The following is a 26,652-nucleotide window of genomic DNA, read 5'->3' on the forward strand; positions in this document are numbered from 1 at the left end:
CGGGGAAGGAGCGTGCCCGCCCCTCCCAGGTGAGGAACGTGCCGGCCTTCTCCGCGACCGCAGCGACCGGGAAGACGACGTCGGCGAGCTCGGCGATCTCGCTGCGGCGCTGCTCCAGGCTGACCACGAACGGGGCCGCGGTGATGGCCGCAAGGGCCGCGTCCGGGTCGGCGAGGTCGTCGAGGCTGACCCCGCCGACGATCAGGCCGGCCAGGCGGTGGTCGGTGACCGCCTCGAGGATGCCGTCGATGTCGCGGCCCCCGGGACCGGGCAGCAGGCCTGCCTCGACCGCGCCTCGGTCACCGGCCCGGCGAGGCACCCACGCCCACCGGGCACCGCTGGCGACCACCGCGGGCAGTGCACCCGGCGAGAGCGCCAGCCGCTCGCCGGCCAGCACGATCGCCCCGGCCGGGAGGTCGAGTCCGGCCAACGCCGCGGCCTCCTCACCGGGCACGATCCGGATCAGCTCGGCGTTGAGCTTGGCCGATCCGCGGGAGGTGAACGGCGCGATCGTGATCACGCGGGTGGTGCCGGCGGTGACGGCGGCGCGCAGTCGCAGGAAGATCGTGGCTGCCTCGTCCTCGGGCTCGAGCCCGACGAGGACGACGACGGGGGCGGTGGCCAGGTCGCCGTACGTGACCTCGACCCCGCGTCCGGCGACGTGGTCGCGCAGGAACGTCGTCTCCTCGGCCGAGACGGGGCGGGCCCGGAAGTCGACGTCGGGTGAGCGCAGCTCGGTGGCGGCGAAGTCCGCCCAGGCGCGGGCGTCCTCGAGGGTGAGGCGGCCACCGGGCAGCACGCCGACGGCGCGGCCGCTCAGTCCGCGGGCCGCGACCGCGAGGGCCTCGGTCCACGCGGCGGGCCGAAGCTCGGCGCCATCGCGGACCAGCGGGGTCGTGAGGCGGTCGTCGAGGTAGGCGAACCCGAAGCGGTCCTTGTCGCCGAGCCACTCCTGGTTGACCTCCGCGTCGTCACCCGCCATCCGGCGCAGCACCTGGCCGCGACGGTGGTCGACCCGCAGCGCCGCACCGCAGGCGTCGTGCTCGCCGATGCCCGGGCTGGAGACCAGGTCGAAGGGTCGGGAGCGGAACCGGTACTCGGTCGAGGTGAGCGCGCCGACCGGGCAGATCTGGATGATGTTGCCGGAGAAGTAGGAGGAGAACTCGACCCCTTCGGCGATCCCGATCTGCTGCTTGGCGCCACGTTCGACCAGCACGATCCCGGGGTCGCCGGCGATCTCGTCGGCGAAGCGGGTGCAACGCTGGCAGAGCACGCAGCGCTCGCGGTCGAGCAGGATGTTGGCCGAGAGCGGGATCGGCTTGGGGTAGGTCCGCTTCACCCCGCCGGTGGCGCCGAAGCGGGACTCGACACCGCCGTTGCTCATCGCCTGGTCCTGGAGCGGGCACTCGCCGCCCTTGTCGCAGACCGGGCAGTCGAGCGGGTGGTTGATCAGCAGCAGCTCGATCACGCCGGCCTGGGCCTTCACCGAGACCGGGTCGGCGGTCTCGACGACCATGCCGTCGGCGACGGGGATGGTGCAGGAGGCCTGCGGCTTGGGGAATCCCCGACCGTTGCCGGCGTCGGAGATGGTCACCAGGCACTGCCGGCAGGCGCCGGCCGGGGCGAGCAGCGGGTGGTCGCAGAACCGCGGGATCTGGATGCCGAGCTCCTCGGCGGCACGGATCAGCAGCGTGCCGGCCGGGACGGTGACCTCGCGGCCGTCGATGCTCAGGGTGACGGTGGTGACCGGCACCTGCGTCGGCTGGACGTCGGCGCTCATGCGGTCACCGCCTTCTCGAACAACGTGGACGCCTCGCGGTCGAACGGGCAGCCGCCGTGGGTGAGGTGGGCGATGTACTCGTCGCGGAAGTACTGGATCGAGCTGACGACGGGTGAGGTCGCACCGTCGCCGAGGGCGCAGAAGGAGCGGCCGGCGATGTTGTCGCACTGGTCGAGCAGCAGGTCGAGGTCGGCCTCGGTGCCCTCACCCTTCTCCAGCCGGGCCAGCACCTGGACCAGCCAGTAGGTGCCCTCGCGGCAGGGCGTGCACTTGCCGCAGGACTCGTGCTTGTAGAACTCGCTCCAGCGCAGCACCGCCCGGACCACGCACGTGGTCTCGTCGAAGATCTGCAGCGCCCGGGTGCCGAGCATCGAGCCGGCCTCCCCGACGGATTCGAAGTCGAGCGGTACGTCGAGGTGCGCGTCGGTGAAGATCGGGGTGCTCGACCCGCCCGGGGTCCAGAACTTCAGCTGGTGGCCGGCGCGCACACCGCCGGCGTGCTCGAGCAGCTCACGCAGCGTGATGCCGAGGCCGGCCTCGTACTGTCCCGGCCGGGTGACGTGACCCGACAGCGAGAAGATCCCGTGACCGGCGGACTTCTCGGTGCCCATCGCGGTGAACCACTCCACCCCGTGCCGGACGATCCCCGGCACGCTGGCGATGGACTCGGCGTTGTTGATCACGGTCGGGCTGGCGTACAGACCGGCGACGGCCGGGAACGGCGGGCGCAGCCGGGGCTGGCCGCGGTAGCCCTCGAGCGAGTCCAGCAGCGCGGTCTCCTCCCCGCAGATGTAGGCGCCGGCACCGGCGTGGACGACCAGGTCGAGGTCGTACCCCGAGCCGTGGATGTCGCGGCCCAGGTGCCCGGCGGCGTACGCCTCGACGACGGCGGCCTGCAGCCGGCGGATGACGTGCAGCACCTCGCCGCGGACGTAGATGAAGGCGTGGTGCGCACCGATCGCGTAGGAGCTGAGGATGACGCCCTCGATCAGGGTGTGCGGGGTGGCCATCATCATCGGGATGTCCTTGCACGTGCCCGGCTCGGACTCGTCGGCGTTGACCACCAGGTAGCGGGGCTTCGGGTTCTCGGGGTCGAGCTGGGGCAGGAAGCCCCACTTCATCCCGGTCGGGAACCCGGCGCCACCGCGGCCTCGCAGGCCGGCGTCCTTGACCATCTGCACGACCTCGGTCGGCTCCATCGCGAAGGCGGTGTCCAGCGCCGTGTAGCCGCCGTTGGCGCTGTAGACCGGCAGGGTCCAGCTCTTCTCGGTGGCCCAGTCGGCCATCAGGACGGGCGTCAGCTTGCTCATTCGGCCACCTCCAGACCGGCGAGGGACGCGGGCCCCGCGCTCGGGCCCTCATCCACCAGCCCGTCAGGGAATCCGGCCAGCACGCGCTCGGCCTGTCGCCAGGTGCAGATCTCCGGTCCCCGGGTGGAGGTCACGGGACGGCCCGCGGTGAGATCCGCGACCAGCGCCTCGGCCGAGGCCGGGGTCTGGTTGTCCATGAACTCCCAGTTGACCATCACCACCGGGGCGTAGTCGCAGGCCGCGTTGCACTCCACCCGCTCCAACGTCACCCGGTCCGTGGCGGGCATCGCCGACAACCGCTCCCAGATGGCGTCGCCGCCCATGACGGCGCACAGGGTGTTGGTGCAGACCCCGACGAGGTGCTCCCCGACCGGCTCCTTCTTGTACATCGAGTAGAACGTCGCGACCGCGGTGACCTCGGCCGGGGTGATGCCCAGCACCTCGGCGCACGCCTCGATCCCCGCGGTGCTCACGCAGCCCTCGACGGACTGGACCAGGTGCAGCATCGGCAGCAGACCGCTGCGCGCGCTGGGGTAGCGCTGGGTGATCGCTCGCAGCTCGTCGTACGTCGTCTCGTCGATGTTCGTGGATGCGCTCATCGGTCCACTCCTCCCATGACCGGGTCGATGGAGGCGATCGCGACGATGACGTCGGCGACCTGACCCCCTTCGCTCATCACGCTCGTCGCCTGCAGGTTGGTGAAGCTGGGATCGCGGAAGTGCACCCGGTAGGGCCGGGTGCCGCCGGTCGAGACGACGTGGGCGCCGAGCTCCCCGCGCGGCGCCTCGATCGGGACGTAGGCCTGTCCGGCGGGGACGGAGAAGCCCTCGGTGACCAGCTTGAAGTGGTGGATCAGGGCCTCCATCGACTCGCCCATGATGTGCCGGATGTGCTCGAGGCTGTTGCCCATCCCGTCGCCGCCGAGGGAGAGCTGGGCGGGCCAGGCGATCTTCTTGTCGGCCACCATGACCGGCTCACCCTCGGACGCGGCGAGACGCTCGACGGCCTGCTCGACGATCCGCAGGCTCTGCTCCATCTCCTCGAGCCGGATCCGGAATCGGCCGTAGGAGTCGCCCTCGGCGAGGCTGCCGTCGGAGCCGGTGGCGTCCCCGTGAGGGCCACCCTCGCGCTCCCAGGTGACGACGTCGAAGTCGTAGGTCTCGTAGCCGCAGTAGGGCTGGGACTTGCGCAGGTCCCAGTCCAGGCCGGTCGAGCGCAGCACCGGCCCGGTGACGCCAAGGGCGAGGCAACCCGCTCGGTTGAGCACGCCGACGTCGACGAGCCGGGCCTTGAAGATCGGGTTGGCGTTGCACAGGTCGGCGTACTCGGGCAGCCGGGTGCGCATCAGCTCGACGAAGCCGCGGACCTCGTCGAGGGCGCCGGGCGGCAGGTCCTGGGCGACGCCGCCGGGGCGGACGTAGGCGTGGTTCATCCGCAGGCCGGTGATCAGCTCGAAGAGGTCGAGCACCAGCTCACGCTCGCGGAACCCGATCGTCATCACGGTCAGCGCGCCGATCTCCATGCCGCCGGTCGCGATGGCGACCAGGTGGGAGGAGATCCGGTTGAGCTCCATCATCAGGACCCGGATGACGTTGGCCCGCTCGGGGATCTGGTCGGTGATGCCGAGCAGCTTCTCCACCGAGAGGCAGTACGCGGTCTCGTTGAAGAGCGGGGCGAGGTAGTCCATCCGGGTGCAGAACGTGACGCCCTGGGTCCAGGTGCGGAACTCCATCGACTTCTCGATGCCGGTGTGCAGGTAGCCGATGCCGCACCGGGCCTCGGTGACCGTCTCGCCCTCGAGCTCGAGGATGAGACGCAGCACGCCGTGGGTCGACGGGTGCTGCGGGCCCATGTTGACCACGAGACGCTCGTACTCGTCGTGGTCGGCGCCGACCGCGTCGACGATCTCGTCCCAGTCCTGGCCCGTGACGGTGAAGACGCGGCCCTCGGCCCCGGTGTCGCTGGTGGCGGTCATGCCATCCTCCGCTGGTCCGGCGGCGGAGTGGTCGCGCCCTTGTAGTCCACGGGGACCCCGCCGAGCGGGTAGTCCTTGCGCTGCGGGTGTCCGGGCCAGTCGTCCGGCATCAGGATCCGCGCCAGCGACGGGTGGCCGTCGAAGACGATGCCGAACATGTCCCAGGCCTCGCGCTCGTGCCAGTCCAGGGTCGGCCAGACCCCGACCAGGCTCGGCAGGTGCGGGTCGGCGTCGGGAGCGGTCGTCTCCAGCATCACCCGGCGGTTCTTCGCCAGCGAGGCGAGGTGGTAGACCGCGTGCAGCTCGGCACCGGCGTCGTCGAGGTAGTGCACACCGGTGACGCCGAGGCACAGCTCGAAGCCCCACCGGTCGCGCAGCGCCCGGGCGATCTCGACCAGGTCCTCACGGCGGACGTGGAAGGTGAACCCGTCGCCCGCACCGGCGAGCTCGACCCCGACAGCCTCAAGGGTCGTCGTACCCACGGCTTCGGTCATCGGAGGAGACCCTTCTCCTCGATCAGGGGCAGCATCCGGCGACGCTGCTCCTCGAGCTCGGCGATCGCGGCGGTGCGGTCCTTGCCCAGCGGGGTGTGCTGCACCTTCTCGTGCAGCTTGAGGATCGCGTCGATCAGCATCTCGGGACGCGGTGGGCAGCCGGGCAGGTACATGTCGACGGGGACGATGTGGTCGACGCCCTGGACGATCGCGTAGTTGTTGAACATCCCGCCGGAGCTGGCGCAGACGCCCATCGCGAGCACCCACTTCGGCTCGGGCATCTGGTCGTAGATCTGGCGCAGGACCGGGGCCATCTTCTGGCTGACCCGACCGGCGACGATCATCAGGTCGGCCTGGCGCGGCGAGGCGCGGAAGACCTCCATCCCGAACCGGGCGAGGTCGTACTTCGGCCCGCCGGAGGTCATCATCTCGATCGCGCAGCACGCCAGCCCGAAGGTGGCCGGCCAGAACGAGGCCTTGCGCATGTAGCCGGCGAGGCCCTCGACGGTGGTGAGCAGGACACCGGAGGGGAGCTTCTCCTCCAGGCCCATGTCAGCGGCGGTCAGTCCCATTCCAGGCCTCCTCGGCGCCAGGCGTAGGCGTAGGCGACGAAGACCGTGAGGACGAAGAGGCCCATCTCGACCAGGCCGTAGAGACCCATCGCGTCCATCCGGACCGCCCACGGGATCAGGAAGATGATCTCGACGTCGAAGAGGATGAAGAGCATCGCGATCACGTAGTACTTGACCGGGAAGCGGCCACCGCCGAGCGGCTGCGGCGTCGGGTCGATGCCGCACTCGTAGGCGTCCAGCTTCGCCCGGTTGGCGCGTCGCGGACCCACCAGCGAGCTCATCACGACCGAGCCCACGGCGAAGGCCATCGCCAACGTCGCCAGCACCAGGATCGGCACGTAGGGGTGCATCCGAAAACTCCCCATCCCTCGATGGTTTGTGAGTTTGTGATCTGGATCACAAACTCCCTGGAGTCTGTTCTACACCTACTTTGTGACGCGCGTCACCAACTCAGGGGTCCTGAGTGCCGGAACCCCCAGATAAGTGCTGGTGAACGGGCGCTTGGAGCGCCTGGCTCCCTAGATCGACCAGCAGTTGACGCTGGTGCGGATCAGGCGGAGGCGCGGTGCAGGGCGACGATGCCGCCACTCAGATTCCGCCACTGGGGGCGGTTCCAGCCGGCCGAGCGGATCATCCGGGCCAGCCCCTCCTGGTCAGGCCAGGCGCGGATCGACTCGGCCAGGTAGACGTAGGCGTCCGGGCTCGAGGAGACGGCGCGGGCGACCGCCGGGAGCGCCTTCATCAGGTACTCCATGTAGACGGTCCGGAAGGGCGCGTTGGTCGGGTGGCTGAACTCGCAGACCACGAGCCGCCCACCGGGCTTGGTGACCCGGCGCAGCTCGGCCAGACCGGCCTCGGGATCGACGATGTTACGCAGCCCGAAGCTGATCGTGACCGCGTCGAACGTCGCGTCGCGGTAGGGCAGCTTGGTGCCGTCCCCGGCGGTGAAGGGCAGGTGCGGCCGGGCCTTCTTGCCGACCTGCAGCATGCCGAGGGAGAAGTCGGTCGGGACGACCGTCGCGCCGGCGTCGGCGAACGGCTGGGAGCTGGTGCCGGTGCCGGCGGCCAGGTCCAGGACCAGCTCGCCCTTCGTGGCGGCGACCGAGGTGACGACCTCGTGCCGCCAGCGGCGGTCCTGCCCGAGGGAGAGGACGTCGTTGGTGACGTCGTAGCGTCGCGCCACCGCATCGAACATGCGACGGACGTCGGACGGCTGCTTGTCCAGATCAGCGCGGGCCATCAGGTGGTGCTCCTCGGCAGGGATCGACGGGTGGGTCGACGTGGACTCAGGCGACCGCGTTCCAGATGTCGTCGACGAGATCGCCGACGGCCTTGATCGGAGCCTGCGTGGTGACCTGCAGGGTGAGACCGTGCTCGCTCTTCTGGCACTGGATCACGGACTGCTGGACGGCGCCGGAGCCGTCGGCCACGCCCGTCTCGATGCAGGTCGCGTCACCGGCCTTGACCAGGTGGTCGAGCTGCTGGCCCGACTGCGCCGTCTTCGGGTCGGAGAACAGGAACGGCGACAGCGCGCCACCCTCGGCCCGGATCAGCTGGACGGCGACGAAGCTCTGGCCGTCCTTGGTGAGGTAGTTGCGCGAGACACCCTCGACGTCGACGCCCTTGAAGGACTTCGCGGCGAACTTGTTCGACGCCACCTGCTGGTCGGCGTAGTTCTGCTTGTCCGCGTCCGTGGTGTTGGTCAGCGCGGCGTACGCCTCGCTGGTGTCCGCGGCGATATAACCGCCGGGAAGCTTGTCAGGGAGGGCGAGATCGCCCGTCGCGCCCTGAGCCTTGGGCAGGACCACGGCGAACACCACGGCCAGGCCGAGGAGGAGCAGGCCGACGAGGACGCCGGGCAGAACGACGCGAGGCTTAGTCACGCCTGCGCACGCTACCCGCTGTCCCTGAGAGTCTCGACATCGGGCCGGTGAGCGTCACAGACCGAGCGCGGAGCGGATCGGGACCAGCTTGGCCTCCGACTCCGCCAGCTCGGCGGCCGGATCACTGGATCCGACGACACCGCACCCGGCGAAGAGCCGCACACTCACGCCGTCGGTCGGGTCGATCTGGGCGGAGCGCAGCGCGATCCCCCACTCGCCGTCGCCGGCCGCGTCCATCCAGCCGACCGGCGCGGCGTAGCGACCACGGTCCATCCCCTCGAGCTCGGCGATCAGCGCGACCGCCTCCTCCCGGGGAGTGCCCCCGACGGCGGCACTCGGGTGCAGCGCGGCGGCCAGCTCGAGCGAGGTGATGCCGTCGCGGACCACACCGGTGACGTCGGTGGCCAGGTGCATCACGTTGGGCAGGTGGAGGACGTACGGCGCCTCGGGCACGTTCATGCTCGAGCAGTGCGGCTCGAGCGCGTCGGCGACCGAGCGGACGGCGTACTCGTGCTCCTCGAGGTCCTTGGAGGAGCGGGCCAGCTCGCCGGCGAGCTGGTCGTCGCGGTGGTCGTCGCCGGTGCGACGGATGGTGCCGGCCAGGACGCGGCTGGTGACCAGGCCGCGCTCGCGGCGGATGAGGAGCTCGGGGGTGGCGCCGAAGAGGCCGTCGACGTGGAACGTCCAGCACATCGGGTAGTTCGTCGCGAGGTAGGCGAGCGGACCGCGGACGTCGATCGGACCGTCGGCGACCGCGCTGACGTCGCGAGCGAGGACGACCTTCTCCAGCGCGCCGGACCCGATCCGGGCGGTCGCCTCGGCGACCGCTGCGGTCCACGCGGACGGCGTGAGCGAACCCGGGCCCTCGACCACGGTCGGAGTGGTGACCGGCGCGACCTCGACGTCGGTCGGCTCACCGATCGTGGTCATCCAGGCGACGGAGCCGCGGCGCCCGATCACCGTGCGCGGCACGGTGAGGATCGAGGTCGCGGCGGTGCCCTCGTCGGCGAACGCGAACGAGCCGAACGCGACCAGGCCGGAGCCGGGCTCGGCGACCGGGTCGGTGACCGTGGCGGTGGCGACCAGCTCGGTCCACCACTTCGCCGCGTCGGCGAACCGGGTCACGCCCGTGGTCCGGACCTCCGCGGCGATCCCCCACCCGACCAGGCCCTCACCACGGCGCACCCACGACAGCGGGGAGCCGGCGGGAAGGCGTGCGATCAGGTCCTCGGCATCGGCCAGATCGAGCGGGGTGGTCGTGACGACCAGCGGACCAACGACAGGGCCGACGGGGGGTTGCTGCACGTTGTCAGCCTACGGCGACCGGGGCTGCGGAACTCAGTCGAGGCCGAGCGGCTCGAGCCACGGGCCGGTCTTGGGGGTGAACCCGACCACGTTGCGCTCGACGATGATGCCCTCGGTCCACAGCGGGTCCTCGTCCAGGGAGGACTCGACCTCGGCGGCGGACTTGGCCTCCCAGAGCAGCAGGGCTCCGTTGTCGTCGGTCGGGCCCGAGAGCAGCAGGCCGTCCTCCGTCGCCATCCAGGCGCGGTGCGCCGGACGGAACTCGTCCAGCTTGGCGGTGTCGGGGCCGTAGACGTAGGTGACTGCGTAGATCGACATGGGTATCTCCTGGAACTCAGTACAAGGCGGGGCTGGGTGGTGACTCAGAATTTATTGAGCCAGCGGCTCAGAGGTCCTGGCCGTCGGCCAGGCGGGTGTACTCCTGCTTGCCCTCGATCAGCGGGGCGAGCATGTTGTCGAAGAACCCGGCGCCGAGGTCGGAGTAGATCCGGTCGTGGATCGCGAGGTTCTTCGGGGCACCGACGGAGCGGATGAAGTCGAACAGCTCCGAGGCCTTCGCCCACGGGGCGGAGACGGGCGCGAGCAGGAGGTCGATGTCCGTGCCGGGGCCGGTCAGCGCGTCGCCCGGGTGGAAGACCTTCGTGCCCTCGGCCTCGATCAGGTAGCCGGAGTTGTGGATCCGCGGGAACTCCGGGTGGATCACGGCGTGCAGCTCGCCGACCGCGGTGACCTCGAGCCCGGCGGCGGTGAAGACCTCACCCGGCGCGACCACGGTGAGTCGCTCCGCGACCGCGGGAGCGTCCTCGCGGATGTGCGCGGCGACACCGTCGATGGTGAAGACCGGGACGTCACTGCCGGCGAGCAGCGCGGCGTTGTAGTGGTCGACGTGCTCGTGCGTGATTAGGACCGCGTCGGCACCGTCGAGGACGTCCGGGGTGGCGAACATGCCGGGGTCCAGGACCAGGGTTCCCGCACCGGTCTCGAGTCGAACGCACGCGTGGCCGAACTTGGTGATCCGCATGGGCTCAGCCTAGGGCTAGACGCGGGCCGTTGTTCCAGAGGTCGCCGTCGGGAATGTCCGGGTGCGCGCGGTACGGGAACGACTGGACGATCGCCGACAGCGGCAGCGTCTCGGCCAGGGGGCGGGCGAGCAGATCGGCGGGGGTCTGCGGGTCGACGTACACCGCGACCGCGACGGGGTAGCTCGAGATCCCGGCGGCCTCGGTCTCGCTGGTGCCGTTGAGCACGAAGGGCTGGACGTTGAAGAGCGTGAGGGCATCGGCCGTGCCGACGTACCCGGGGAAGGTGATCGGATCGGTGATGTCGGTGGCGGCGGCGAGGTCGGCGGCGGTCGGGACGGGGCCGTCGTAGAGCGAGAGGTAGGGCGCCAGCGCCGGGTCGATCTCGCCGACGTCGAGGAAGGTCCTCATCCAGAGCGAGGAGGCTCCGGTCGTGGTGACCTGCGCGGTCAGGGTGACCAGGTCGCCGGGGTGGAGCTGCGCCGTGCCGGCGGGTGCGACCCGGACGTCGGTCGCGGTGATCTCCCCGACCGTGACCGCTGCGCTGGAAGCGTCCTCAGAACTGTCGGCGTTGCCGCTGGTGATCACGTAGGCGCCGAACAGTCCGGCGACCAGCACGCTGGCCATCGCGAGGACGAGGGCGCCGACGCGGCGGCGCGACGACGCCTCAGCCATGTTCTCAGCCATGGCGCAACCCCCGCACCCGGGCGTCGAGGTCGCGTCGATCGGTCCGGCCGATCACGGCCTCGATCACTTCGACGCCGCCGTTGGGGCTGCGCAGCGCCTGCTCCAGCTCGAGCGCGTTGCGCACCCGGGTGAACGGGGTCCGGGACGCGGCGCAGAGCTGCTCGAGGTCGGCGTGGTGCGGGGTGCCGAAGATCCGCTCGAAGTCGGCGTCGTAGGCCGGGTCGCCCTGCTCCAGGGTGGCGAAGATCGACCCGCCGTCGTCGTTGGCGACGACGATCACGAGCTGCTCGGGCCGGGGCTCGTCCGGCCCGATCAGGAGTCCGTTGGTGTCGTGCAGGAAGGTCAGGTCACCCATCAGGGCGTACGTCGGCCCCTCGGGGCGGCCGAGGGCGGCCCCGATCGCGGTGGAGACGACGCCGTCGATCCCGGCCAGGCCACGGTTGGAGAGCACCTTGCGCCGGGCGCCGACGGCCCAGCCGGTGAGCATCAGGTCGAGGTCGCGGATCGGGTTGGACGGCCCGAGGACCAGCTGGGCGCCCGGCTCCACGGCGCGGGTGAGGGTGCGCGCGATCGCGTAGCCGGTGAGCTCCTCCTGCTCGGCGACGAGGGCGTCGAGCTGGCGGGAAACGTCGCGATCGGCGGTGCGCCACTCCTCGAACCAGCCGGTGTCGGGCTCAGTGTCGGGATCGGTGTCGTGGGTGACGTGCAGCTGCGTCTGGATCTGGTGGTCGACCGCGAAGGGTCGCTCGGGCCAGATGCCGTCGGGCCGCTTGCTCCACACCTCCACGTCCTCGCGTCCGAGGAGGCGGGTGATCGGGCGCGAGAGCGTCGGGTGCCCGTAGACGACGACGCGTTCGATCCGGTCGGCCAGGGTCGGGTCGGCCAGAAGGATCCGGTAGCTGCGGATCACCTGGTCGCCGGTGCGCGATCCGCTGGAGGGCTCGGCGAAGAGCGGCCAGCCGGCCGCCTCGGCGAGCCGGCGCGCGGCGGGGCCGGCGTCGTCACCGGCGACGACCACGGTGCGCGGTGCCGTCGGGCCGGCGTCGATGGACTCGTAGATCCGCGGTTCGGGGCGGACGGGCTGGGGCCTGGCCGTGGCGCTGGGGGTCCAGGCCGGTGCGGCGGGATCCGGGACGAGCGGTTCGGTGAACTGGAGGTTCCAGTGGGTCGGACCGGTGGCCGACCACAGGGCGTCGATCGTGGCGGCGTCGAGTGCTGCGACGTCGTCGATGTCGCTGGTGCCGATCGCCGGGGCGAAGAGTCCGACCTGGTCGGTGGTCTGGTTCGCGCCGGTCCCGCGCAGGGCGGCGGGCCGGTCGGCGGTGATCGCGACCAGGGCGACCCCGGCATGGGCGGCCTCGAGCACCGCGGGGTGCAGGTTGGCTGCGGCGGTCCCGCTGGTGCACACCACGGCAGCCCGGGCGCCGGTCTTGGTCAGGCCGAGGGCGAGGAATCCGGCGCTGCGCTCGTCGACCCGGACGTGCAACCGGATCCGTCCGGCGGCCTCCGCGGCGCGGATCGCGTAGCCCAGCGGGGCGTTGCGCGATCCCGGCGCCAGCACGACCTCGGTGACCCCGGCTTCGATCAGTCCGTCGAGGACGGCGCGGGCGAGGTCAGTGGCGGGAGGCATGGCGAAGCCATTGTGCAGCCTCGGCGTGGCGGGAGTCCCATTCGGCCACCCGGTCGGCGGGCGCGGCGGTTCGGGCCGCTGCCGTCACGTCCAGGGTCGGGCGGGTCACCGGCAGCACGCCGTCGACCGGGAGCAACGGTGCCTGCGCCACGTCGTCGGTGAGGAGCTGGATCGTGGCCAGGCCGCAGGCGTAGGGAAGCTCGGGCAGCGCCGCCGCCAGCGCCACCCCGGCGGCGATGCCGAAGCTGGTCTCCAGCGCGCTGGAGACCACGATCGGCAGGCCGATCTGCTCGGCGATCCGCAGGCAGGCCCGGACCCCGCCGAGGGGCTGGACCTTGAGCACGGCGATGTCGGCGGCCTCGAGGTCGCGGACCCGGAAGGGGTCCTCGGCACGCCGGATCGACTCGTCCGCCGCGATCGGGACGTCGACGCGACGACGGACGACGGCGAGGTCCTCGACCGCCATCACGGGCTGCTCGACGTACTCCAGACCGCCGGCTGCTCGGTCGAGCACCCCGATGGACGCGACGGCGGTGCCGACGTCCCACAGTCCGTTGACGTCGACCCGGACCCTGCCGGTCGGGCCGAGCGCGTCGCGGACGGCCTCGAGTCGGGCGGCGTCCTCGGCCAGGGTGCTCTCGCCGACCTTGACCTTCGCCGTCGCGCAGCCGCCGGCGAGCACGAGGGCGTGCGCCCGCTCGGGATCGACGACCGGGATCGTGACGTTGACCGGCACGGACTCGCGGACCGGCGTGGGCCAGCCGAGGTCGGCCGCCTCCCGCGCCGCCTGCAGCCACGGCCCGGTCACCGCCGGGTCGGTGTAGTCGAGGAAGGGACTGAACTCCCCCCACCCCGCCTCCCCCTCGAGCAGCATCCCCTCGCGAACGGTGATCCCCCGGAACCGCGTCCGCATCGGGATCGAGAACACCTGCGCCGTCATTCGCCGAGCCCCTGGTGACTGGCGCCGACTTGAGGGTTCGGGGCGCCGACTTGAGGGTTGTTGGCGTCGACTTGAGGCTCAACCGCGATCTCGCGGAGCCGCACCCGGTCGACCTTGCCGTTGGGCAGCATCGGGAGGGTCTCGAGCAGCACCAGCTGGCGCGGCGCCCAGGAGCGGGGCCGCTCGACGGCGACCCAGTCACGCAGCTCCGACAACAGCTGTCCCCCAGACGGGCCATCTCGGTGCCCCGGACCGGCCATCTCGACGAAGGCCACCAGTCGGGTGCCCCACTCGTCGTCGGGAACGCCGAGGACCTCGCAGTGGGCGACGTCGGGGTGGAGGCGGAGGCGGGCGGCGACGGCGGGGGCGGGGACGTTGACGCCGCCGGAGATCACCATGTCGTCGATCCGGCCGAGCACCTGGAGGTGGCCGTCGGCGTCGAACCGGGCCGCGTCGGAGGTGAGGAACCAGCCGTCGCGGAAGAGCTCGGCACTCAGCTCGGGGTCGACGTAGCCGTCGGCCAGCACCGGACCGCTGACCCGGAGCCGTCCGTCGTCGGCGATCGCGAGCGCGACCCCGTCCAGCGGCACCCCGTCATAGACGCACCCACCGCTCGTCTCCGCCGAGCCGTACGTCGCCACGACGGTGACCCCGGCAGCCGCAGCGCGAGCACGGAGGGCCGGGTCGATCGGTCCGCCGCCGAGCAGCACGGTGTGGAACCGCTGCAGCGCGACCTGGTCGGCCTCCAGCAGGCGTGACAGCTGGGTCGGCACCAGCGAGATGAACGCGGGCACGTCCTCGGGCAGCTCCGCGACGGCGTCGCCCAGGGAGCGGTCGCCGAGGACCGCCGGCGTGTGCCCGGCGAGCAGGGACCGGACGATCACGTTGAGTCCGGCGACGTACCCCGGGGCGAGCGCGAGCACCCAGGCCCCACTCGCGCCGAGGCGCCGCGCCGACAGCTCGGCGGACGCCACCATCGCGCCCCGGGAGAGCACCACCTGCTTGGGCACGCCGGTCGATCCGGAGGTCTCGATCAGCCACGGTTCGGGCTCGTCGGCGGAGCTCAGCCAGCCCCGGGCCCGCTCGATCACCGCCGCGGCGGTGCGGTCAGCGGGGCTGGCGTTATCCATGTGACTCACCGTAGTGGGACGTGATCGGATGTCCCTGATGTCCTCCCGCACGCTCGCCGTTCTCACCGATCCGATCCGCCGCCTGGTGCCGCCCACCCCGATGTCGCGACAGCTGGCGATCCAGTCGTTGCTGACCGCGAGCGGCAGCGGCGCCTTCACCACCGTCAGCGCCGTCTTCCTCCTCCGGGTGCTCGAGCTCAGCCCGGGCCAGGTCGGGATCGGGCTGACCACCGCGCTGGTGGCGCGGTTCCTGCTGGCCTACCCGACCGGCCGGATCGTCGACCGCTTCGGTCCGCGCCTGATCTGGTGGATCTCGGCGGCCGCCCGCGCCCTGATCTTCCTCGGGATGCCGTTCGTGGGGGACTTCACCACCTACCTGATCGTCGCCGTCGCCTTCGAGGCCTTCGACGCGGCCGGGGAGAACGCGAACCACACCTACGTCCTCGACGCGATGCCGCCCGACGAGCTGATCGAGACTCGGGCGTACATGTACTCCTCGCTCAACATCGGGTTCACCCTCGGCGCCCTGCTGGGTGCTGTCGCGCTGGCCTTCGACTCGACGGCGGTGGTGCGCTGGGTGCCGTGGGTCTCGGCGGTCCTGATGGCGGCCAACGCGTTCTGGATCGTCCGGCTGCCCAAGGCGGCCCACGACCGCCGGGCCGAGGACCCGACCGCGCGCGCCGTCGCTCCGGAGGGACCGAGCGCGGTCCGCAACCTCGGCTGGATCCTGACCTCGACCCTGGTCTCGACGATGTGGACCAACCAGTTCCTGCTCCACACCGTGATCCCGTTGTGGCTGGTCGCTCGCACCGACGCCCCTCAGGTGCTGCTGGCCTGGCTGTTCGCGACCAACACGGTGGCCTGCATCTTCATCCCGCCGTACCTGGCGAAGATGGGCCGCACCCTGCACACCGCGATGCGCGCGGTCTGGATCTCGACGGCGTTCTTCATCGTCTCCTGCCTGATCACCGCCCTGACCCACACCACCGTCGGGATCTGGACGATCCTGCTGATCTGGCTGGGCCACATGACGGTCACCGGTGCCGAGCTCGCGATCAGCGGCGCCACCTGGACGTTCCAGTCCGAGCTGATGGATCCCCGTCGCCGCGGGGAGTACGACGGCGTGGCCAACGTGGCCCGCGGACTGGGCTCGATGTGGGCGCCGGCGCTCTACACCTGGCTGGCGATGGAGTGGCACGACGGCACCGGCTGGTTCGTGATCGCCGCGATCGGCCTCGTCGCCGGTGCCGGGCTCGGCCCCGCGTCGCGGATGGCGAAGCGGTTCGGTGACCAGCACTTCCCGGAGGCCGAGGCAGCCGATGCGATTCCTGCGTGACCTCGGGCAGAACCTGCTGCCCGCCGACCCCCTGACCCGCCGACTGGCGCTGCAGTCGGTCATCTCCGCCTTCGGTGACGGGGCGTTCCTGGCCGGCTCGGCGTTCTACTTCACCCAGCTGGTCGGGCTGTCGGCCCAGCACGTCGGCATCGGCCTCTCCCTGGCCGCGGGGATCCAGTTCCTCGCCTCGGTGCCGACCGGCCGCTGGGTGGACCGGACCGGGTCGAAGCGGGCCTGGGTGCTGATGGCCGCGGCCCAGGCCGGGCTCTACTTCCTGTGGCCCACGATCAACGGCTTCCTCACCTTCCTCGCCATGATGGCGGCGATGAGCGTCGTCGAGTCGACGATGCGGGCCGGCCGCAACGCCTACACGATCGCGGTCTTCCCCAGGGAGCAGCGCGTCACCTCGCAGGCGTTCATGCGTGCCGCCCGCAACGTCGGCTACACCCTCGGTGCGCTGCTGGCCGGGATGGCGTTGGCGTTGGACTCCGACACCGCGATGGAGCTGGTCCCGCTGCTCACCGGCCTGCTGCTGGTGGGCAACACCGTCTGGGTCGCCCGCCTGCCCGCGCTCCCGGAGGCCGAACCGGTCCCGGAGACGCCCGCCGAGCAGGCGATCGAGCAGCGCAAGGGAGCCGACAGCGCCCTGCGCAACCGCGGCTACGTGGTGATGGCGATCGCCAACGGCGTCCTCGGCACCCACGGCGTGCTGCTCAACACCGTCATCCCGCTGTGGCTGGTCGAGGAGACCGACGCCCCGCGGGTGCTGCTGGCCTGGCTCTTCGGCACCAACACCGTGATGGCGGTCCTGCTCCAGGTCGCCGCCGCCCGCGGGGTGACCACGGTCAGCGAGTCGTTGCGGGCGCAGTACCGCGGCGCCGCCTGCTTCGTGCTGTCGTGCGGCATCATCGCGAGCACGCACGACACCTTCGGGTGGGCGACCATCCTGCTGGTCTGGGTCGGGCACATCACCGTCACCGGCGCCGAGCTGTTCCAGTCCGCCGGGATGTGGGGCCTGGTCTCCGAGCTCTCCGACCCGCGGCGGCTCGGCGACTACCAGGGCGTCTCCTCGCTCGGTTACACGATGAGCGAGATCTGGGCGCCGGCGCTCTACACGTTCCTCGCGCTCGGGCTGGGCGGGATCGGCTGGGCGGTGATCGCGGTGATCGTCGTCGCGGCCGCCCTGGTCATCGGACCCGCCTCGCACGCCGCCGAGCGCCACCTGGCCCGGCAGACCGTGCCGGTCACCGCCTGATCCACCACCTGGGGTTGAATAGCGCCTCGTGGCAACCTCCGCTCAATGGCTCGCCGGCGCCCGGCCGCGCACCCTTCCCGCAGCACTGGCACCCGTGATCGCCGGCACCGCCGTGGCGGCGTACGACGACGCCGCGGTGTGGTGGAAGGCGGCACTGGCCCTCGTGGTGGCGTTGGCGCTGCAGGTCGGGGTCAACTACGCCAACGACTACTCCGACGGCATCCGCGGCACCGACGACGACCGGGTCGGTCCGTTGCGCCTGACCGGCTCCGGCCTGGCCGCGCCGGCCGCGGTGAAGCGGGCGGCGTTCACCGCCTTCGGCGTCGCCGCGATCGCCGGCATCGTGCTCGCCGCGAGCACGAGCTGGTGGCTGATCGCCGTCGGCGCGGTCGCGATCCTGGCGGCCTGGTTCTACACCGGCGGCTCACGGCCCTACGGCTACGCCGGCCTCGGCGAGGTCAGCGTGTTCGTCTTCTTCGGGCTGGTCGCCGTGATCGGCACCTACTACGTGCAGGCGCAGGCCTGGTCGACGCCGGCCCTGGTCGCCGCGATCGGCATCGGTGCGATGGCCTGCTCGCTCAACCTGACCAACAACCTGCGCGACATCCCGTCGGACACGGTGGCCGGCAAGCGCACGCTGGCGGTCATGCTCGGCGACGCCCGCACCCGGGCGCTGTACGTCGGGCTGCTGGGCGTGGCTTGGGGAACGGTGTTCGTGCTCGCGGCCCTGACGACGCCGTGGGTGCTGATCGCCCTGGCGACGGCGGCTCTCGCGGCCCCCGCGATCCGGATCGTCGTCTCCGGCGCCCGCGGTCCGGCGCTGATCCCCGTGCTCGGGATCACCGGCCGCGTCGAGCTGGTCTGGTCGGTCCTCGTCGCCGCACCGCTGCTGCTGGCCTGACGGCCGGTTCCCCGGCCGGGAGGCTCAGGCCTCGGTCTCGCCGTCCTCGCGGGCGCGCGCCTTCTCCAGCGCCGCGTTGGCGCGGGTCTCGACCCGGGCCGCGAACTCCTGACGCTGCCGGTTGAGCAGCGGGACGGAGATGATCATCGAGATGATCGCGCTCGTCACGACGACCGGCAGCCACGGCACACCGTCGCCGGTGGCCAGGGCCCAGACCGCGGCGACGATGGCGAGGGTGGCGCCGAAGACCGCGAAGCGGAGCAGCGTGTAGAGGCCGAATTCCTTCATGACTGTGTTCCGTTCGTGTGCTGCAGCGCCGCCACGACCGGCGCGCTCGGTGCCGCGTAGCTGTGCTGCGAGGTGGTGCTGAAGTAGTTGATCCCGATGAAGTTGAACCAGAGCGTGAAGAGCCCGACCAGCGCGAGGATCGCGGCGTTGCGGCCCTTCCACCCGGCGGTGGCGCGCGCGTGCAGGTACCCGGCGTAGACGACCCAGGTGATGAACGCCCAGACCTCCTTGGGGTCCCAGTTCCAGTACGACGACCAGGCCTCGTGCGCCCAGATCGGGCCGGTGATCAGGACGGCGAACGTCCAGACCGGGAAGGCGAACGCGTGGATCCGGTAGGCGGTCCGGTCGAGCGTGGCCAGGTCGGGCACCCGGGCGAGCCAGCCGGTCTCGCGCTCGCCGGCGCGCATCTTGACCAGGTACATCGCCGAGGCCATGCCGCCGAGCGTGAACGCGCCGGTGGCGAGGATCGCCGAGACGACGTGGATGACGAGCCAGTAGGAGTTGAGCGCCTCGGTCAGCGGGGCGACCGGCTCGTAGAGCCAGATCTCGCCGATCATCAGGCAGACCATGACGAAGCCGAGGACCAGGGGCGCCATCCAGGCCAGCTTGAGCCGGCGGCGCAGCAGGACGTAGGCCGCGGCGACGACGAAGGTGCCCGACATCGTGAACTCGTACATGTTGCCCCACGGCACCCGGTGCGGGTCGGCGGCCATTCCGCGGGCGAACAGGGCGAAGAAGTGCAGGCCGACCGCGATGATCGTCAGCAGGAAGCCGAGCCGACCGGCGAACTCGCGCCGGAACTCGGCCTTCTCCGCGCGGGCGTCGGCACCGTCGACCCAGGTCACGCCCTTCGCGTCGGCCGATCCGGGCGCACCGGAGCCGACCAGCTCCGGCTCACGCTTCGCCGAACCCGTCCCGGCCAGCGACGCCCACTCGTAGAGGCTGCACAGCAGGGCGAGGAAGTAGACGATGCCGGCCGCGCCGATGGCGTGGTTGGAGAGGGTGTCCCACTGGGCGCCACTCATGTCTGATCGCTCTCCTTCGTCGGGGGCGTGTCCCCCTGCAGCTTGGCCACGACGTCGCGGACGACGGTCTCGGTGTCGTCACCGCCGGACCGGTCGAGTCCTGCCACCTCGACCAGTGTGCCTTCGTCGGTGGCGGTGGCACGAACCCAGAGTCGACGCGGGCGGATGAACAGGGAACCCAGCAGGCCGATCAGGCACAGCACGACGCCACCCAGGGCGATCCGCTTGCCCGGCTGCTGACTGATCTGGATCTTGTTCCAGCTGGTGACCCCGTCGAAGCTGACGGTGCCGAGGCCGTCGGGCAGCGTCGCGGTCTCGCCGACCTGCAGGTCGAGGCGCAGCGGCTTGGTCTTGCCGGTCTTCTCGTCGGTGGTGGTGAGCTGCTTCGACTTGGAGGTGTCGAGCATGTAGACCGACTGCGGCCCGGCGTCGAGGTTGAGGTCACCGGCCCAGACCTGCATCGAGATCAGCGGGTTCAGGTCGTCACCCATCAGGGTGGCCGGGTTGCCGTCGTCGTCCATGATGAACGTCGGGTAGAAGACCCCCTGCAGACCCAGCTGCTGCGGCTTCGCGGTGACCGCCTTGACCACGCCGAAGCTGAAGAAGGTCTGGTTCTGCGGCAGGAAGACGGTGGGGCCCGAGTAGGTCACGTTCCCCTCGCCGTCGCGCACGGTGATCTCGGGCGCGTACCCGTGCCCGATCAGGAACAGCTCGGTCGACCCGATCGCGAGCGGGTGGTTCACCTTGAGGTTGTAGCTCTGCTCGTCGCTGCCGTCGCACTTCTCGCAGTAGGAGAGCTTGGAGTCGAACGCGCGCGCCATCCCCTTCCGCGGCCCCGAGAAGAGCCACTCGACGTGGAACTTGTCGATGCTGAACGTGAACGGGTCCATCCGGGACGAGTTGAAGAGGCTGCCCGGGTCGAGGTCGTCGTACTGCTGGGGGGTGTTGGTGAACCCGTAGTCCGACCCGACGACGACGATGACGCCGCCCTTGTAGCCGAACAGCGAGCCCATCGCGAAGCCGATCAGGACCACGATGACGGAGAGGTGGAAGAGCAGGTTGCCCGCCTCGCGGAGGTAGCCCTTCTCCGCCGAGACCGAGTCGCTGGCCGCTCCGTCGGCGTCCTTGCGGATCCGGTAGCGCTTCCCGAGCTGGGTGCGGGCCCGCTCGAGCACGACCTCGGGAGCCTCCGTGGTCAGGTACGACGTCGAGTCGGTCATCCGGTCCAGGTGCCGCGGCGTCGCCGGAGGCTGGGCGCGCAGCGCACGCCAGTAGACCCGCAGGCGCGGCACGATGCAGCCGACCAGGCTGATCATCAGCAGGATGTAGATCGCCGCGAACCAGGGCGCCGAGTAGACGTCGAAGAGGTCGAGCTTCTCGTAGATCGGCGTCAGCTTCGGGTGCGCGTCCTGCCAGTTCGACGTCTTGAGCGAGTCGACGCCCTGCTGCGGGATCAGGGAGCCGGGGATCGCCGCGAGGGCGAGCAGCAGCAGGAGCATCAGCGCCGTGCGCATCGAGGTCAGCTGACGCCACGACCAGCGGGCCAGCTCACGGAACGTGAGCTCGCCGCTGCGGCGCTCGTTGCCGGTCGTCACGCCGCGCTCGTCACGACCCTCGAGCCCGTCGCCGAGGGTGGGTGGGGTGGTGCTCACACTGTCACCGTCCACGAGTCGACCAGCTGCTGCTGGATCCAGTCCACGCCGTAGTCCCACCAGCCGGTGAGCAGGGCGATCCCGATCAGCACGAACATCGCGCCGCCGAACCAGGTCACCCAGACCGCGTGCCGACGGATGAAGCCGAGGGCGCCGAGGGCGTGACGCCACCAGATCGCGAACGCGACGAACGGGATCCCGAGGCCGAGGGAGTAGAACGCCAGCAGGATGCCGCCGCGCAGCGCCGTGCCCTCGTTGTAGGCGAGGTTGAACATCACGCCGAGCGTCGGGCCCATGCACGGGGTCCAGCCGACGGCGAAGAGCACACCGAGCAGGGGCGCCGCGACCAGGCCGACGGCCGGGACCTGGTGGAACCGCACGTCGCGCTGCAGCGCCGGGATCAGGCCCATGTAGGCCAGGCCGAGCACGATCGTGAGCACGCCGAGGATGATCGAGATGGTCTGCCGGTGGACGCTGAGCCAGGACCCGAACGTGCCGCCGGCGACACCGATCGCGACGAACACGGCGGTGAACCCGAGGACGAAGAGCAGGGCACCGGCGAACATCCGGCCGTTGTGCACCTTGCCCTCGGCCAGGTCGGCGCCGGACAGGCCGGTGGCGTAGGAGAGGTAGCCGGGCAGCAGCGGCAGGACGCACGGGGAGAAGAACGAGATCAGCCCGGTCAGCAGGGCGATCGGGATCGCGATCGGCAGGGAGCCGCCGACCGAGGAGTGGAACCAGTCACTCATGACGCTGCATCACTTCCCGGAGACCTTGCACTGCTGGTCGGCAGCTCCGTCGGCGATGCACTCCACGAGCGCGGTGAGGGTGAGCTTGGTGGGGATCTCACCGGAGATCGCCGCGGCCATCCGACCCTCGGCGTCGAGGATGACGGTCGAGGGCAGGGACCGCGGCAGCTTCGGGATGGCCAGCAGCGCCTTCCCGTCCGGGGAGTAGATCGAGGGGTACTCGACGCCCATCGAGCGCTCGAACGCGATCCCGTTCTGGGCGGAGTTGTCCCGGGTGTTGACCCCGACGAACGCGGCCCGGTCGCCCAGGTCCGCGGCCGCCGAAGCGATCAGCGGCATCTCCTTGCGACACGGACCGCAGTTGCTCCACCACACGTTGACCACGACGGGCTTGCCCAGCGCGGTCGTCGAGTCGTAGGACGCCCCGTCGAGGGTGTCGCCGGTGAGCGTGACCGGCTCGCCACGTTCGGCGACCGGCCAGACCGTGATCTGACCGTCACCGGTGACGTAGGAACCGCCGGAGGTGCCGGCGAGGTCCGTGCAGGCCGAGACGGCGAGCACGAGACCGAGCAGCGGGAGGAGCAGGCGACGCATTACTTCGACTGACCACCCTGCTGGTCGCGCGAGTCTCCGGCGTCGTTGCTGCCGGCGGAGAACGGGTCCTTGCGGTCCGCTTCGGGGATCAGGTGGCCGGCGGGCTCGCTGTAGGAGACCTGGGTGAGCTCCTCGCCGACGAAGTGGAACGAGGTGAGCGAGCACAGCGTGCACTGCCGCTTGCGCGGGTCGTGCAGGAAGGAGCGCTTCTCGGCGGCCAGTCGGACCGTCCAGATCGGCAGCTGGTGGGAGACGATCAACGCCTCGTGGCCGACCGCTGCGGCGCGGGCGTCCTGGATCGCGGCCATCATCCGGTCGGCGATCTCGGTGAACGGCTCGCCCCACGACGGGCGCAGCGGGTTCCACAGCTTCGGCCAGATCCGCGGGTTCTTCAGGGCGTTGTTCTTGCCCTTGAAGACCATCCCCTCGAAGTCGTTGGCCGACTCGATCACGCGCTCGTCCAGCACCGGCGTGAGGTTCCGAGCCGCAGCCAGCGGCGCGGCGGTCTCCTGGGCACGCTCGAGCGGCGAGGAGACCAGGTGGGTGATGTCCCGGTCGCCGATCGCCGCCGCGACGGTGCGCGCCATCTCCTGGCCGCGCTCGGAGAGGTGGAAGTTCGGCCGACGTCCGTAGAGGACGCCGTCCGGGTTGTGCACCTCCCCGTGGCGGAGCAGGTGGACGATGGTGTCGGGGGTGCTCATCGCAGGCTCCTCTGTTGGGCCGATGCGGCCGCTCGCGCCGCCTGGGGCAGCGCCTGGACGACGGCCTCGATCGCACGCTCGTCGTGAGCGGCGGAGAGGAACCACACCTCGTACGCGCTCGGCGGCAGGTAGACGCCGTCGGCGAGCATCGAGTGGAAGAACGCCTTGTACGCCGTCTCGTCGGTGGTCTTCGCCTGGTCGAAGTTGGTGACCGGTGCGTCGGTGAAGAAGATCGAGAACATCGTGCCGGCGCTCTGGATCTGGTGCGCGACACCGGCGGCGGTGAGCGCCTCGGCGGCGGCGGCCTTGATCACCTCGCCGGCGCGCCCGATGTGTTCGTAGACCTCCGCGGTCGCGAGCTTGAGCGTGGTCAGTCCGGCGGTGGTCGCGATCGGGTTCCCGCTCAGCGTGCCCGCCTGGTAGACCGGCCCGACCGGGCTCAGGGTCTGCATCACGTCGACGCGGCCACCGAACGCGGCGGCGGGGAAGCCACCGCCCATCACCTTGCCGAACGTGATCAGGTCGGGGACCCAGCCCTCGACCTTGCCGTCCAGGCCCCAGTGCCCCTCGGCGGAGGCGCGGAAGCCGGTCATCACCTCGTCGGAGATGAAGAGCGCCCCGTGCTTGGCGGTGATCTCGGAGAGGAACCGGTTGAAGCCGGGCGCGGGCGGGACGACGCCCATGTTGCCGGGGCCGGCCTCGGTGATCACCGCGGCGATCCGGTCACCGTGCTCGGCGAAGGTCGCGGCGACGGCGGCGGTGTCGTTGTAGGGCAGCACGATGGTCAGCTCGGTGCTGCTCGCCGGCACGCCCGGGGTGCCGGGCACGGCGAAGGTGGCCAGGCCGGAGCCGGCCGCGGCCAGCAGCGAGTCGACGTGGCCGTGGTAGTTGCCGGCGAACTTGATGATCACGTCACGACCGGTGAACCCGCGGGCGAGCCGGATCGCGCTCATCGTGGCCTCGGTGCCGCTGGAGACGAACCGGACCTCCTCGACGGGGGTGCGACGGACGATCTCCTCGGCCAGCTCGACCTCGGGCACCGTCGGGGTGCCGTACGACGTCCCGCGGCTGATCGCGGAGAGCACCGCGGCCTCGACCTCGGGGTGGCGGTGCCCCAGCAGCATCGGGCCCCAGGAGCAGATCAGGTCGACGTACTCGTTGCCGTCGACGTCGGTCAGCCAGGCGCCCTGCGCCTCCCGGATGAATCGCGGCGTCCCGCCGACGGCGTTGAACGCACGGACCGGCGAGTTGACCCCACCGGGGGTCACCGCCTGGGCCCGGGCGAAAAGCTCCTCGGAAGCGGGCACGGATCCGGTGTCGATCGCGTCTGACTCAAACACCCGCTCATTGTCCCTGCGAAGGCCAACCTGAGCATCTTCGGGGCGATTCTCAGGAACCCCCGCTCCGCCGACTTGAGGGTTCGGGGCGCCGACTTGAGGCTTCTGACCGCCGAGTTGCGGGTTCTCGTGGGTCGAGTCCCGGGTTCTCGAGGGTCGAGTTGCGGGTTCAGGGGCACAACGGCACGAGCGTGCGCCCCAGCGTGTCCTCCGGCGGCGGGAGCGCGCAGTCGAGCACTCCCCCGACGTTGATCGTCCAGAACGTCGCCGTACCGGTGATCTTGCCGAGCGGCGCGACGCAGCGTGCCGTGTACTCGCCGCTCACCCACCGGTCGCCGGAGTACGTCAAGTAGGTGCCGTCCTGGGCGGACGGCAGATCGACGTCGAGGAGCTCAGCGGCGTCCACGTCGGGCTCGGAATGGAGATCGTCGCCCAGAGCCGCCGCCAGATCCTCCAGATCCGGCAGCGGACCCTCCTCGGTGGACACCATCGGAGCCGAGGAAGGCTGTTGCGGATCGATCTCACGCACGGTCGATTCCCCGGCCTGCTTGGTCACGACCGCGACGCGCGCCGCCTCGTAGTAGGACCGACGATTCACCCAGTGAGCCTAGGTGAGCCGTTCGCACTGTTTGACGATATTCGGCGCCTTCTCAGCCTTGACCTCGGACGTACCGAGCGAGCATCCGCTGACCAGCCCGCCGATCACCAGCAGTACGGCGACGGGCGCACCAGAACTCGCAACTCGATGCCCCAGAACCCGGGACTCGGCTGCCGGAAGCCTCACGTCGGCGCCCAGAACCCTCAAGTCGGCGACAGGGGATCAGCCGAGGAGCTTGGCGACGCAGGCGTTCAGGTCGGCCAGCGTGGGCAGGTCCTTGCCGAGGTTGCCGGGCTTGGTCAGGGCGGCGAGGAGGCCGTTGACCGACTTGTAGCCGAAGTCCTGGAGGCACTGGGCGGTGGCCTGCGACTTGGTCAGCGCCTGGTCCAGCGGCTCGATGCCGGTGGTGGGTGCGGGCGCGATCGGCGACGGCGACGGGATCACGACGTCCGGCGTCTTGACCGGCGGCGTGGACGGCTGCTGCGTCGGGTCGTTGCTCGGCTGGTTCGCGGTCGGCACCTTGGTCGGCGTCGACGTCGGCGCCGTCGCGGCGTTCAACCGGACCGGCTTGTTCTTGTTCTTCTTGTGCGCCTGGGGGGCCGGAGCCTGCTCGAAGTACGTCGCCGGGAGGACGTAGTTCGGGATCGCACTGAAGTCGCCGGACAGGTAGTCGCGGTAGACCGACATCACCGTCATGACGTAGGAGTCGGAGTGGTTGTAGCGCAGCACCGAGGCCCGCTGACCGGCGTCGGTGGAGAGGTCCTCCTCGCCGGAGCAGAGGTAGACCGCGGCGGCGAGGGCGGAGTCGTTGATGTCCTGCGGGTTGCGCTGGCCGTCGCCGTCGGCGTCGACGCCGACGGTGGACCAGGTGGACGGGATGAACTGCATCGGGCCGACGGCGCGGTCGACGCTGGTGTCGGCGTCGTAGCGGCCGGCGTCGGTGTCGGCGATCGCCGCGGTGCCGTTCTGGCCGTTGAGCGGGAGACCGAAGATGCCGGGCGTGGCGACGCCTTCGTCGGTCAGGATGTTGCCCTGGGCGCGACCGTGGTTGGACTCGACCCGACCGATCGCGGCGACGAGCTGCCACGGGATCCGGCAGGTGCCGTCGGCCTTGTTGATCACGGTCTCGGCGCGCTGGTAGGCGGCGAGCGCCGCGGCCGGGATCTCCGAGGCGGACGCCGAGGAGATGATCTGCTGCGCGCTCTCCCCGGTGACACCGGCGGTGACCGAGTCGGTGGTGAGGCTGGCCGGGACGCTGAGCGCGTCGGCCGGGACGTTGGTGCCGTCGGGCAGGGTCTGGTCGTCGTCAGCGCTCGCGGTGGAGGCACCCGAGGTGCTGATCGACACGGTCCAGGCGGCGGACAGCAGGGCCAGCGGCATCAGGACGGCGGCGCGCTTGACGCGGCTCGATCCGATCCGGGTGCGGCCGGTGGTGCGGTGCGTGCTGGACATATCGACTCCCAGGAACTGCGACGGTGCCCGCGGACGGGG

General features: G+C 70.9%; 27 protein-coding genes and 1 pseudogene. 3 read left to right on the forward strand and 25 right to left on the reverse strand.

What is annotated here, in order from left to right; genetic code table 11:
- Positions 1-16 precede the first annotated feature (16 nt).
- From ACZ5J1_RS15565 to ACZ5J1_RS15640, 16 genes and pseudogenes are all read right to left on the reverse strand, one after another.
- A pseudogene (locus tag ACZ5J1_RS15565) lies at positions 17-1,780 on the reverse strand (NADH-quinone oxidoreductase subunit G); the annotation flags it as partial.
- Positions 1,777-3,090: an NADH-quinone oxidoreductase subunit NuoF gene (nuoF, locus tag ACZ5J1_RS15570; RefSeq protein ID WP_464560398.1), complete on the reverse strand. Its 1,314-nt coding sequence runs from the start codon at positions 3,088-3,090 to the stop codon at positions 1,777-1,779. The gene nuoF and the pseudogene ACZ5J1_RS15565, both read right to left, overlap by 4 nt.
- Positions 3,087-3,689, reverse strand: coding sequence for an NADH-quinone oxidoreductase subunit NuoE (gene nuoE, locus ACZ5J1_RS15575; protein ID WP_464560400.1), 603 nt, complete (start codon positions 3,687-3,689; stop codon positions 3,087-3,089). The genes nuoF and nuoE overlap by 4 nt, the downstream gene beginning before the upstream one ends.
- A complete protein-coding gene (locus tag ACZ5J1_RS15580) occupies positions 3,686-5,065 on the reverse strand; it encodes an NADH-quinone oxidoreductase subunit D (protein WP_464560402.1) in 1,380 nt (459 codons plus the stop codon). The genes nuoE and ACZ5J1_RS15580 overlap by 4 nt, the downstream gene beginning before the upstream one ends.
- Positions 5,062-5,559 carry an NADH-quinone oxidoreductase subunit C gene (locus ACZ5J1_RS15585; RefSeq protein ID WP_464560404.1) on the reverse strand — a complete coding sequence of 166 codons (498 nt, stop codon included), beginning with the start codon at positions 5,557-5,559 and terminating at the stop codon, positions 5,062-5,064. The genes ACZ5J1_RS15580 and ACZ5J1_RS15585 overlap by 4 nt, the downstream gene beginning before the upstream one ends.
- Complete coding sequence (locus ACZ5J1_RS15590; RefSeq protein ID WP_464564809.1) at positions 5,556-6,110, reverse strand: NuoB/complex I 20 kDa subunit family protein; 555 nt, start codon at positions 6,108-6,110, stop codon at positions 5,556-5,558. Before ACZ5J1_RS15590 ends, ACZ5J1_RS15585 begins: the two co-directional genes overlap by 4 nt.
- Before the next feature lie 11 nt (positions 6,111-6,121).
- Positions 6,122-6,481 carry an NADH-quinone oxidoreductase subunit A gene (locus ACZ5J1_RS15595; RefSeq protein WP_464560406.1) on the reverse strand — a complete coding sequence of 120 codons (360 nt, stop codon included), beginning with the start codon at positions 6,479-6,481 and terminating at the stop codon, positions 6,122-6,124.
- A 200-nt stretch (positions 6,482-6,681) separates the two neighbouring features.
- Positions 6,682-7,371 (reverse strand): demethylmenaquinone methyltransferase, encoded by a 690-nt coding sequence (locus ACZ5J1_RS15600; RefSeq protein WP_464560408.1) that lies wholly within the window; start codon positions 7,369-7,371, stop codon positions 6,682-6,684.
- Between the two features lie 46 nt (positions 7,372-7,417).
- Complete coding sequence (locus tag ACZ5J1_RS15605) at positions 7,418-8,014, reverse strand: hypothetical protein (protein WP_464560410.1); 597 nt, start codon at positions 8,012-8,014, stop codon at positions 7,418-7,420.
- Between the two features lie 54 nt (positions 8,015-8,068).
- Positions 8,069-9,319 carry an isochorismate synthase gene (locus ACZ5J1_RS15610; RefSeq protein WP_464560412.1) on the reverse strand — a complete coding sequence of 417 codons (1,251 nt, stop codon included), beginning with the start codon at positions 9,317-9,319 and terminating at the stop codon, positions 8,069-8,071.
- A gap of 33 nt (positions 9,320-9,352) precedes the next feature.
- The gene (locus ACZ5J1_RS15615) at positions 9,353-9,637 is read right to left on the reverse strand and encodes a YciI family protein (RefSeq protein WP_464560414.1); all 285 of its coding nucleotides are present in this window, start codon (positions 9,635-9,637) and stop codon (positions 9,353-9,355) included.
- 67 nt (positions 9,638-9,704) lie between these two features.
- A complete protein-coding gene (locus ACZ5J1_RS15620; protein WP_464560416.1) occupies positions 9,705-10,340 on the reverse strand; it encodes an MBL fold metallo-hydrolase in 636 nt (211 codons plus the stop codon).
- A 4-nt stretch (positions 10,341-10,344) separates the two neighbouring features.
- Positions 10,345-11,025 carry a hypothetical protein gene (locus tag ACZ5J1_RS15625; protein WP_464560418.1) on the reverse strand — a complete coding sequence of 227 codons (681 nt, stop codon included), beginning with the start codon at positions 11,023-11,025 and terminating at the stop codon, positions 10,345-10,347.
- Entirely contained in the window at positions 11,018-12,655 is a 1,638-nt protein-coding gene (menD, locus tag ACZ5J1_RS15630) for a 2-succinyl-5-enolpyruvyl-6-hydroxy-3-cyclohexene-1-carboxylic-acid synthase (RefSeq protein WP_464560420.1), read from the reverse strand. Before menD ends, ACZ5J1_RS15625 begins: the two co-directional genes overlap by 8 nt.
- Positions 12,639-13,595 carry an o-succinylbenzoate synthase gene (locus ACZ5J1_RS15635; protein WP_464560422.1) on the reverse strand — a complete coding sequence of 319 codons (957 nt, stop codon included), beginning with the start codon at positions 13,593-13,595 and terminating at the stop codon, positions 12,639-12,641. The genes menD and ACZ5J1_RS15635 overlap by 17 nt, the downstream gene beginning before the upstream one ends.
- Positions 13,592-14,725, reverse strand: a complete 1,134-nt coding sequence (locus tag ACZ5J1_RS15640; RefSeq protein ID WP_464560424.1) for an AMP-binding protein — start codon at positions 14,723-14,725, stop codon at positions 13,592-13,594. Before ACZ5J1_RS15640 ends, ACZ5J1_RS15635 begins: the two co-directional genes overlap by 4 nt.
- 37 nt (positions 14,726-14,762) lie before the next feature.
- Between ACZ5J1_RS15640 and ACZ5J1_RS15645 the strand changes: the two genes are divergently transcribed.
- Genes ACZ5J1_RS15645 through ACZ5J1_RS15655 form a run of 3 tightly spaced genes read left to right on the forward strand, consistent with a single transcriptional unit; the run spans position 14,763 to position 18,217 of the window.
- Positions 14,763-16,061, forward strand: coding sequence for an MFS transporter (locus ACZ5J1_RS15645; RefSeq protein WP_464560426.1), 1,299 nt, complete (start codon positions 14,763-14,765; stop codon positions 16,059-16,061).
- Entirely contained in the window at positions 16,045-17,316 is a 1,272-nt protein-coding gene (locus ACZ5J1_RS15650; protein ID WP_464560428.1) for an MFS transporter, read from the forward strand. The genes ACZ5J1_RS15645 and ACZ5J1_RS15650 overlap by 17 nt, the downstream gene beginning before the upstream one ends.
- Before the next feature lie 28 nt (positions 17,317-17,344).
- Positions 17,345-18,217, forward strand: a complete 873-nt coding sequence (locus ACZ5J1_RS15655) for a 1,4-dihydroxy-2-naphthoate polyprenyltransferase (RefSeq protein ID WP_464560430.1) — start codon at positions 17,345-17,347, stop codon at positions 18,215-18,217.
- Between the two features lie 24 nt (positions 18,218-18,241).
- On the opposite strand, the gene ACZ5J1_RS15660 is transcribed toward ACZ5J1_RS15655, so the two are convergent.
- From ACZ5J1_RS15660 to ACZ5J1_RS15700, 9 genes are all read right to left on the reverse strand, one after another.
- Positions 18,242-18,505, reverse strand: a complete 264-nt coding sequence (locus ACZ5J1_RS15660) for a DUF4229 domain-containing protein (protein WP_464560432.1) — start codon at positions 18,503-18,505, stop codon at positions 18,242-18,244.
- Positions 18,502-19,530, reverse strand: coding sequence for a c-type cytochrome biogenesis protein CcsB (gene ccsB / locus ACZ5J1_RS15665; protein ID WP_464560434.1), 1,029 nt, complete (start codon positions 19,528-19,530; stop codon positions 18,502-18,504). The genes ACZ5J1_RS15660 and ccsB overlap by 4 nt, the downstream gene beginning before the upstream one ends.
- Entirely contained in the window at positions 19,527-21,182 is a 1,656-nt protein-coding gene (gene resB / locus ACZ5J1_RS15670) for a cytochrome c biogenesis protein ResB (RefSeq protein ID WP_464560436.1), read from the reverse strand. Before resB ends, ccsB begins: the two co-directional genes overlap by 4 nt.
- Complete coding sequence (locus ACZ5J1_RS15675; protein ID WP_464560438.1) at positions 21,179-21,931, reverse strand: cytochrome c biogenesis CcdA family protein; 753 nt, start codon at positions 21,929-21,931, stop codon at positions 21,179-21,181. The genes resB and ACZ5J1_RS15675 overlap by 4 nt, the downstream gene beginning before the upstream one ends.
- A gap of 9 nt (positions 21,932-21,940) precedes the next feature.
- Positions 21,941-22,525, reverse strand: a complete 585-nt coding sequence (locus ACZ5J1_RS15680) for a TlpA disulfide reductase family protein (RefSeq protein ID WP_464560440.1) — start codon at positions 22,523-22,525, stop codon at positions 21,941-21,943.
- A complete protein-coding gene (locus ACZ5J1_RS15685; protein ID WP_464560442.1) occupies positions 22,525-23,226 on the reverse strand; it encodes a histidine phosphatase family protein in 702 nt (233 codons plus the stop codon). The genes ACZ5J1_RS15680 and ACZ5J1_RS15685 overlap by 1 nt, the downstream gene beginning before the upstream one ends.
- Positions 23,223-24,566 carry a glutamate-1-semialdehyde 2,1-aminomutase gene (gene hemL / locus ACZ5J1_RS15690; protein WP_464560444.1) on the reverse strand — a complete coding sequence of 448 codons (1,344 nt, stop codon included), beginning with the start codon at positions 24,564-24,566 and terminating at the stop codon, positions 23,223-23,225. Before hemL ends, ACZ5J1_RS15685 begins: the two co-directional genes overlap by 4 nt.
- A 166-nt stretch (positions 24,567-24,732) precedes the next feature.
- On the reverse strand, positions 24,733-25,161 hold the full coding sequence (locus ACZ5J1_RS15695; RefSeq protein ID WP_464560446.1) for a hypothetical protein: 429 nt from the start codon (positions 25,159-25,161) through the stop codon (positions 24,733-24,735).
- 222 nt (positions 25,162-25,383) lie between these two features.
- On the reverse strand, positions 25,384-26,613 hold the full coding sequence (locus tag ACZ5J1_RS15700) for a lytic transglycosylase domain-containing protein (RefSeq protein ID WP_464560448.1): 1,230 nt from the start codon (positions 26,611-26,613) through the stop codon (positions 25,384-25,386).
- Positions 26,614-26,652 lie beyond the last annotated feature (39 nt).

Source organism: Nocardioides sp. JCM 18999, assembly GCF_055391175.1.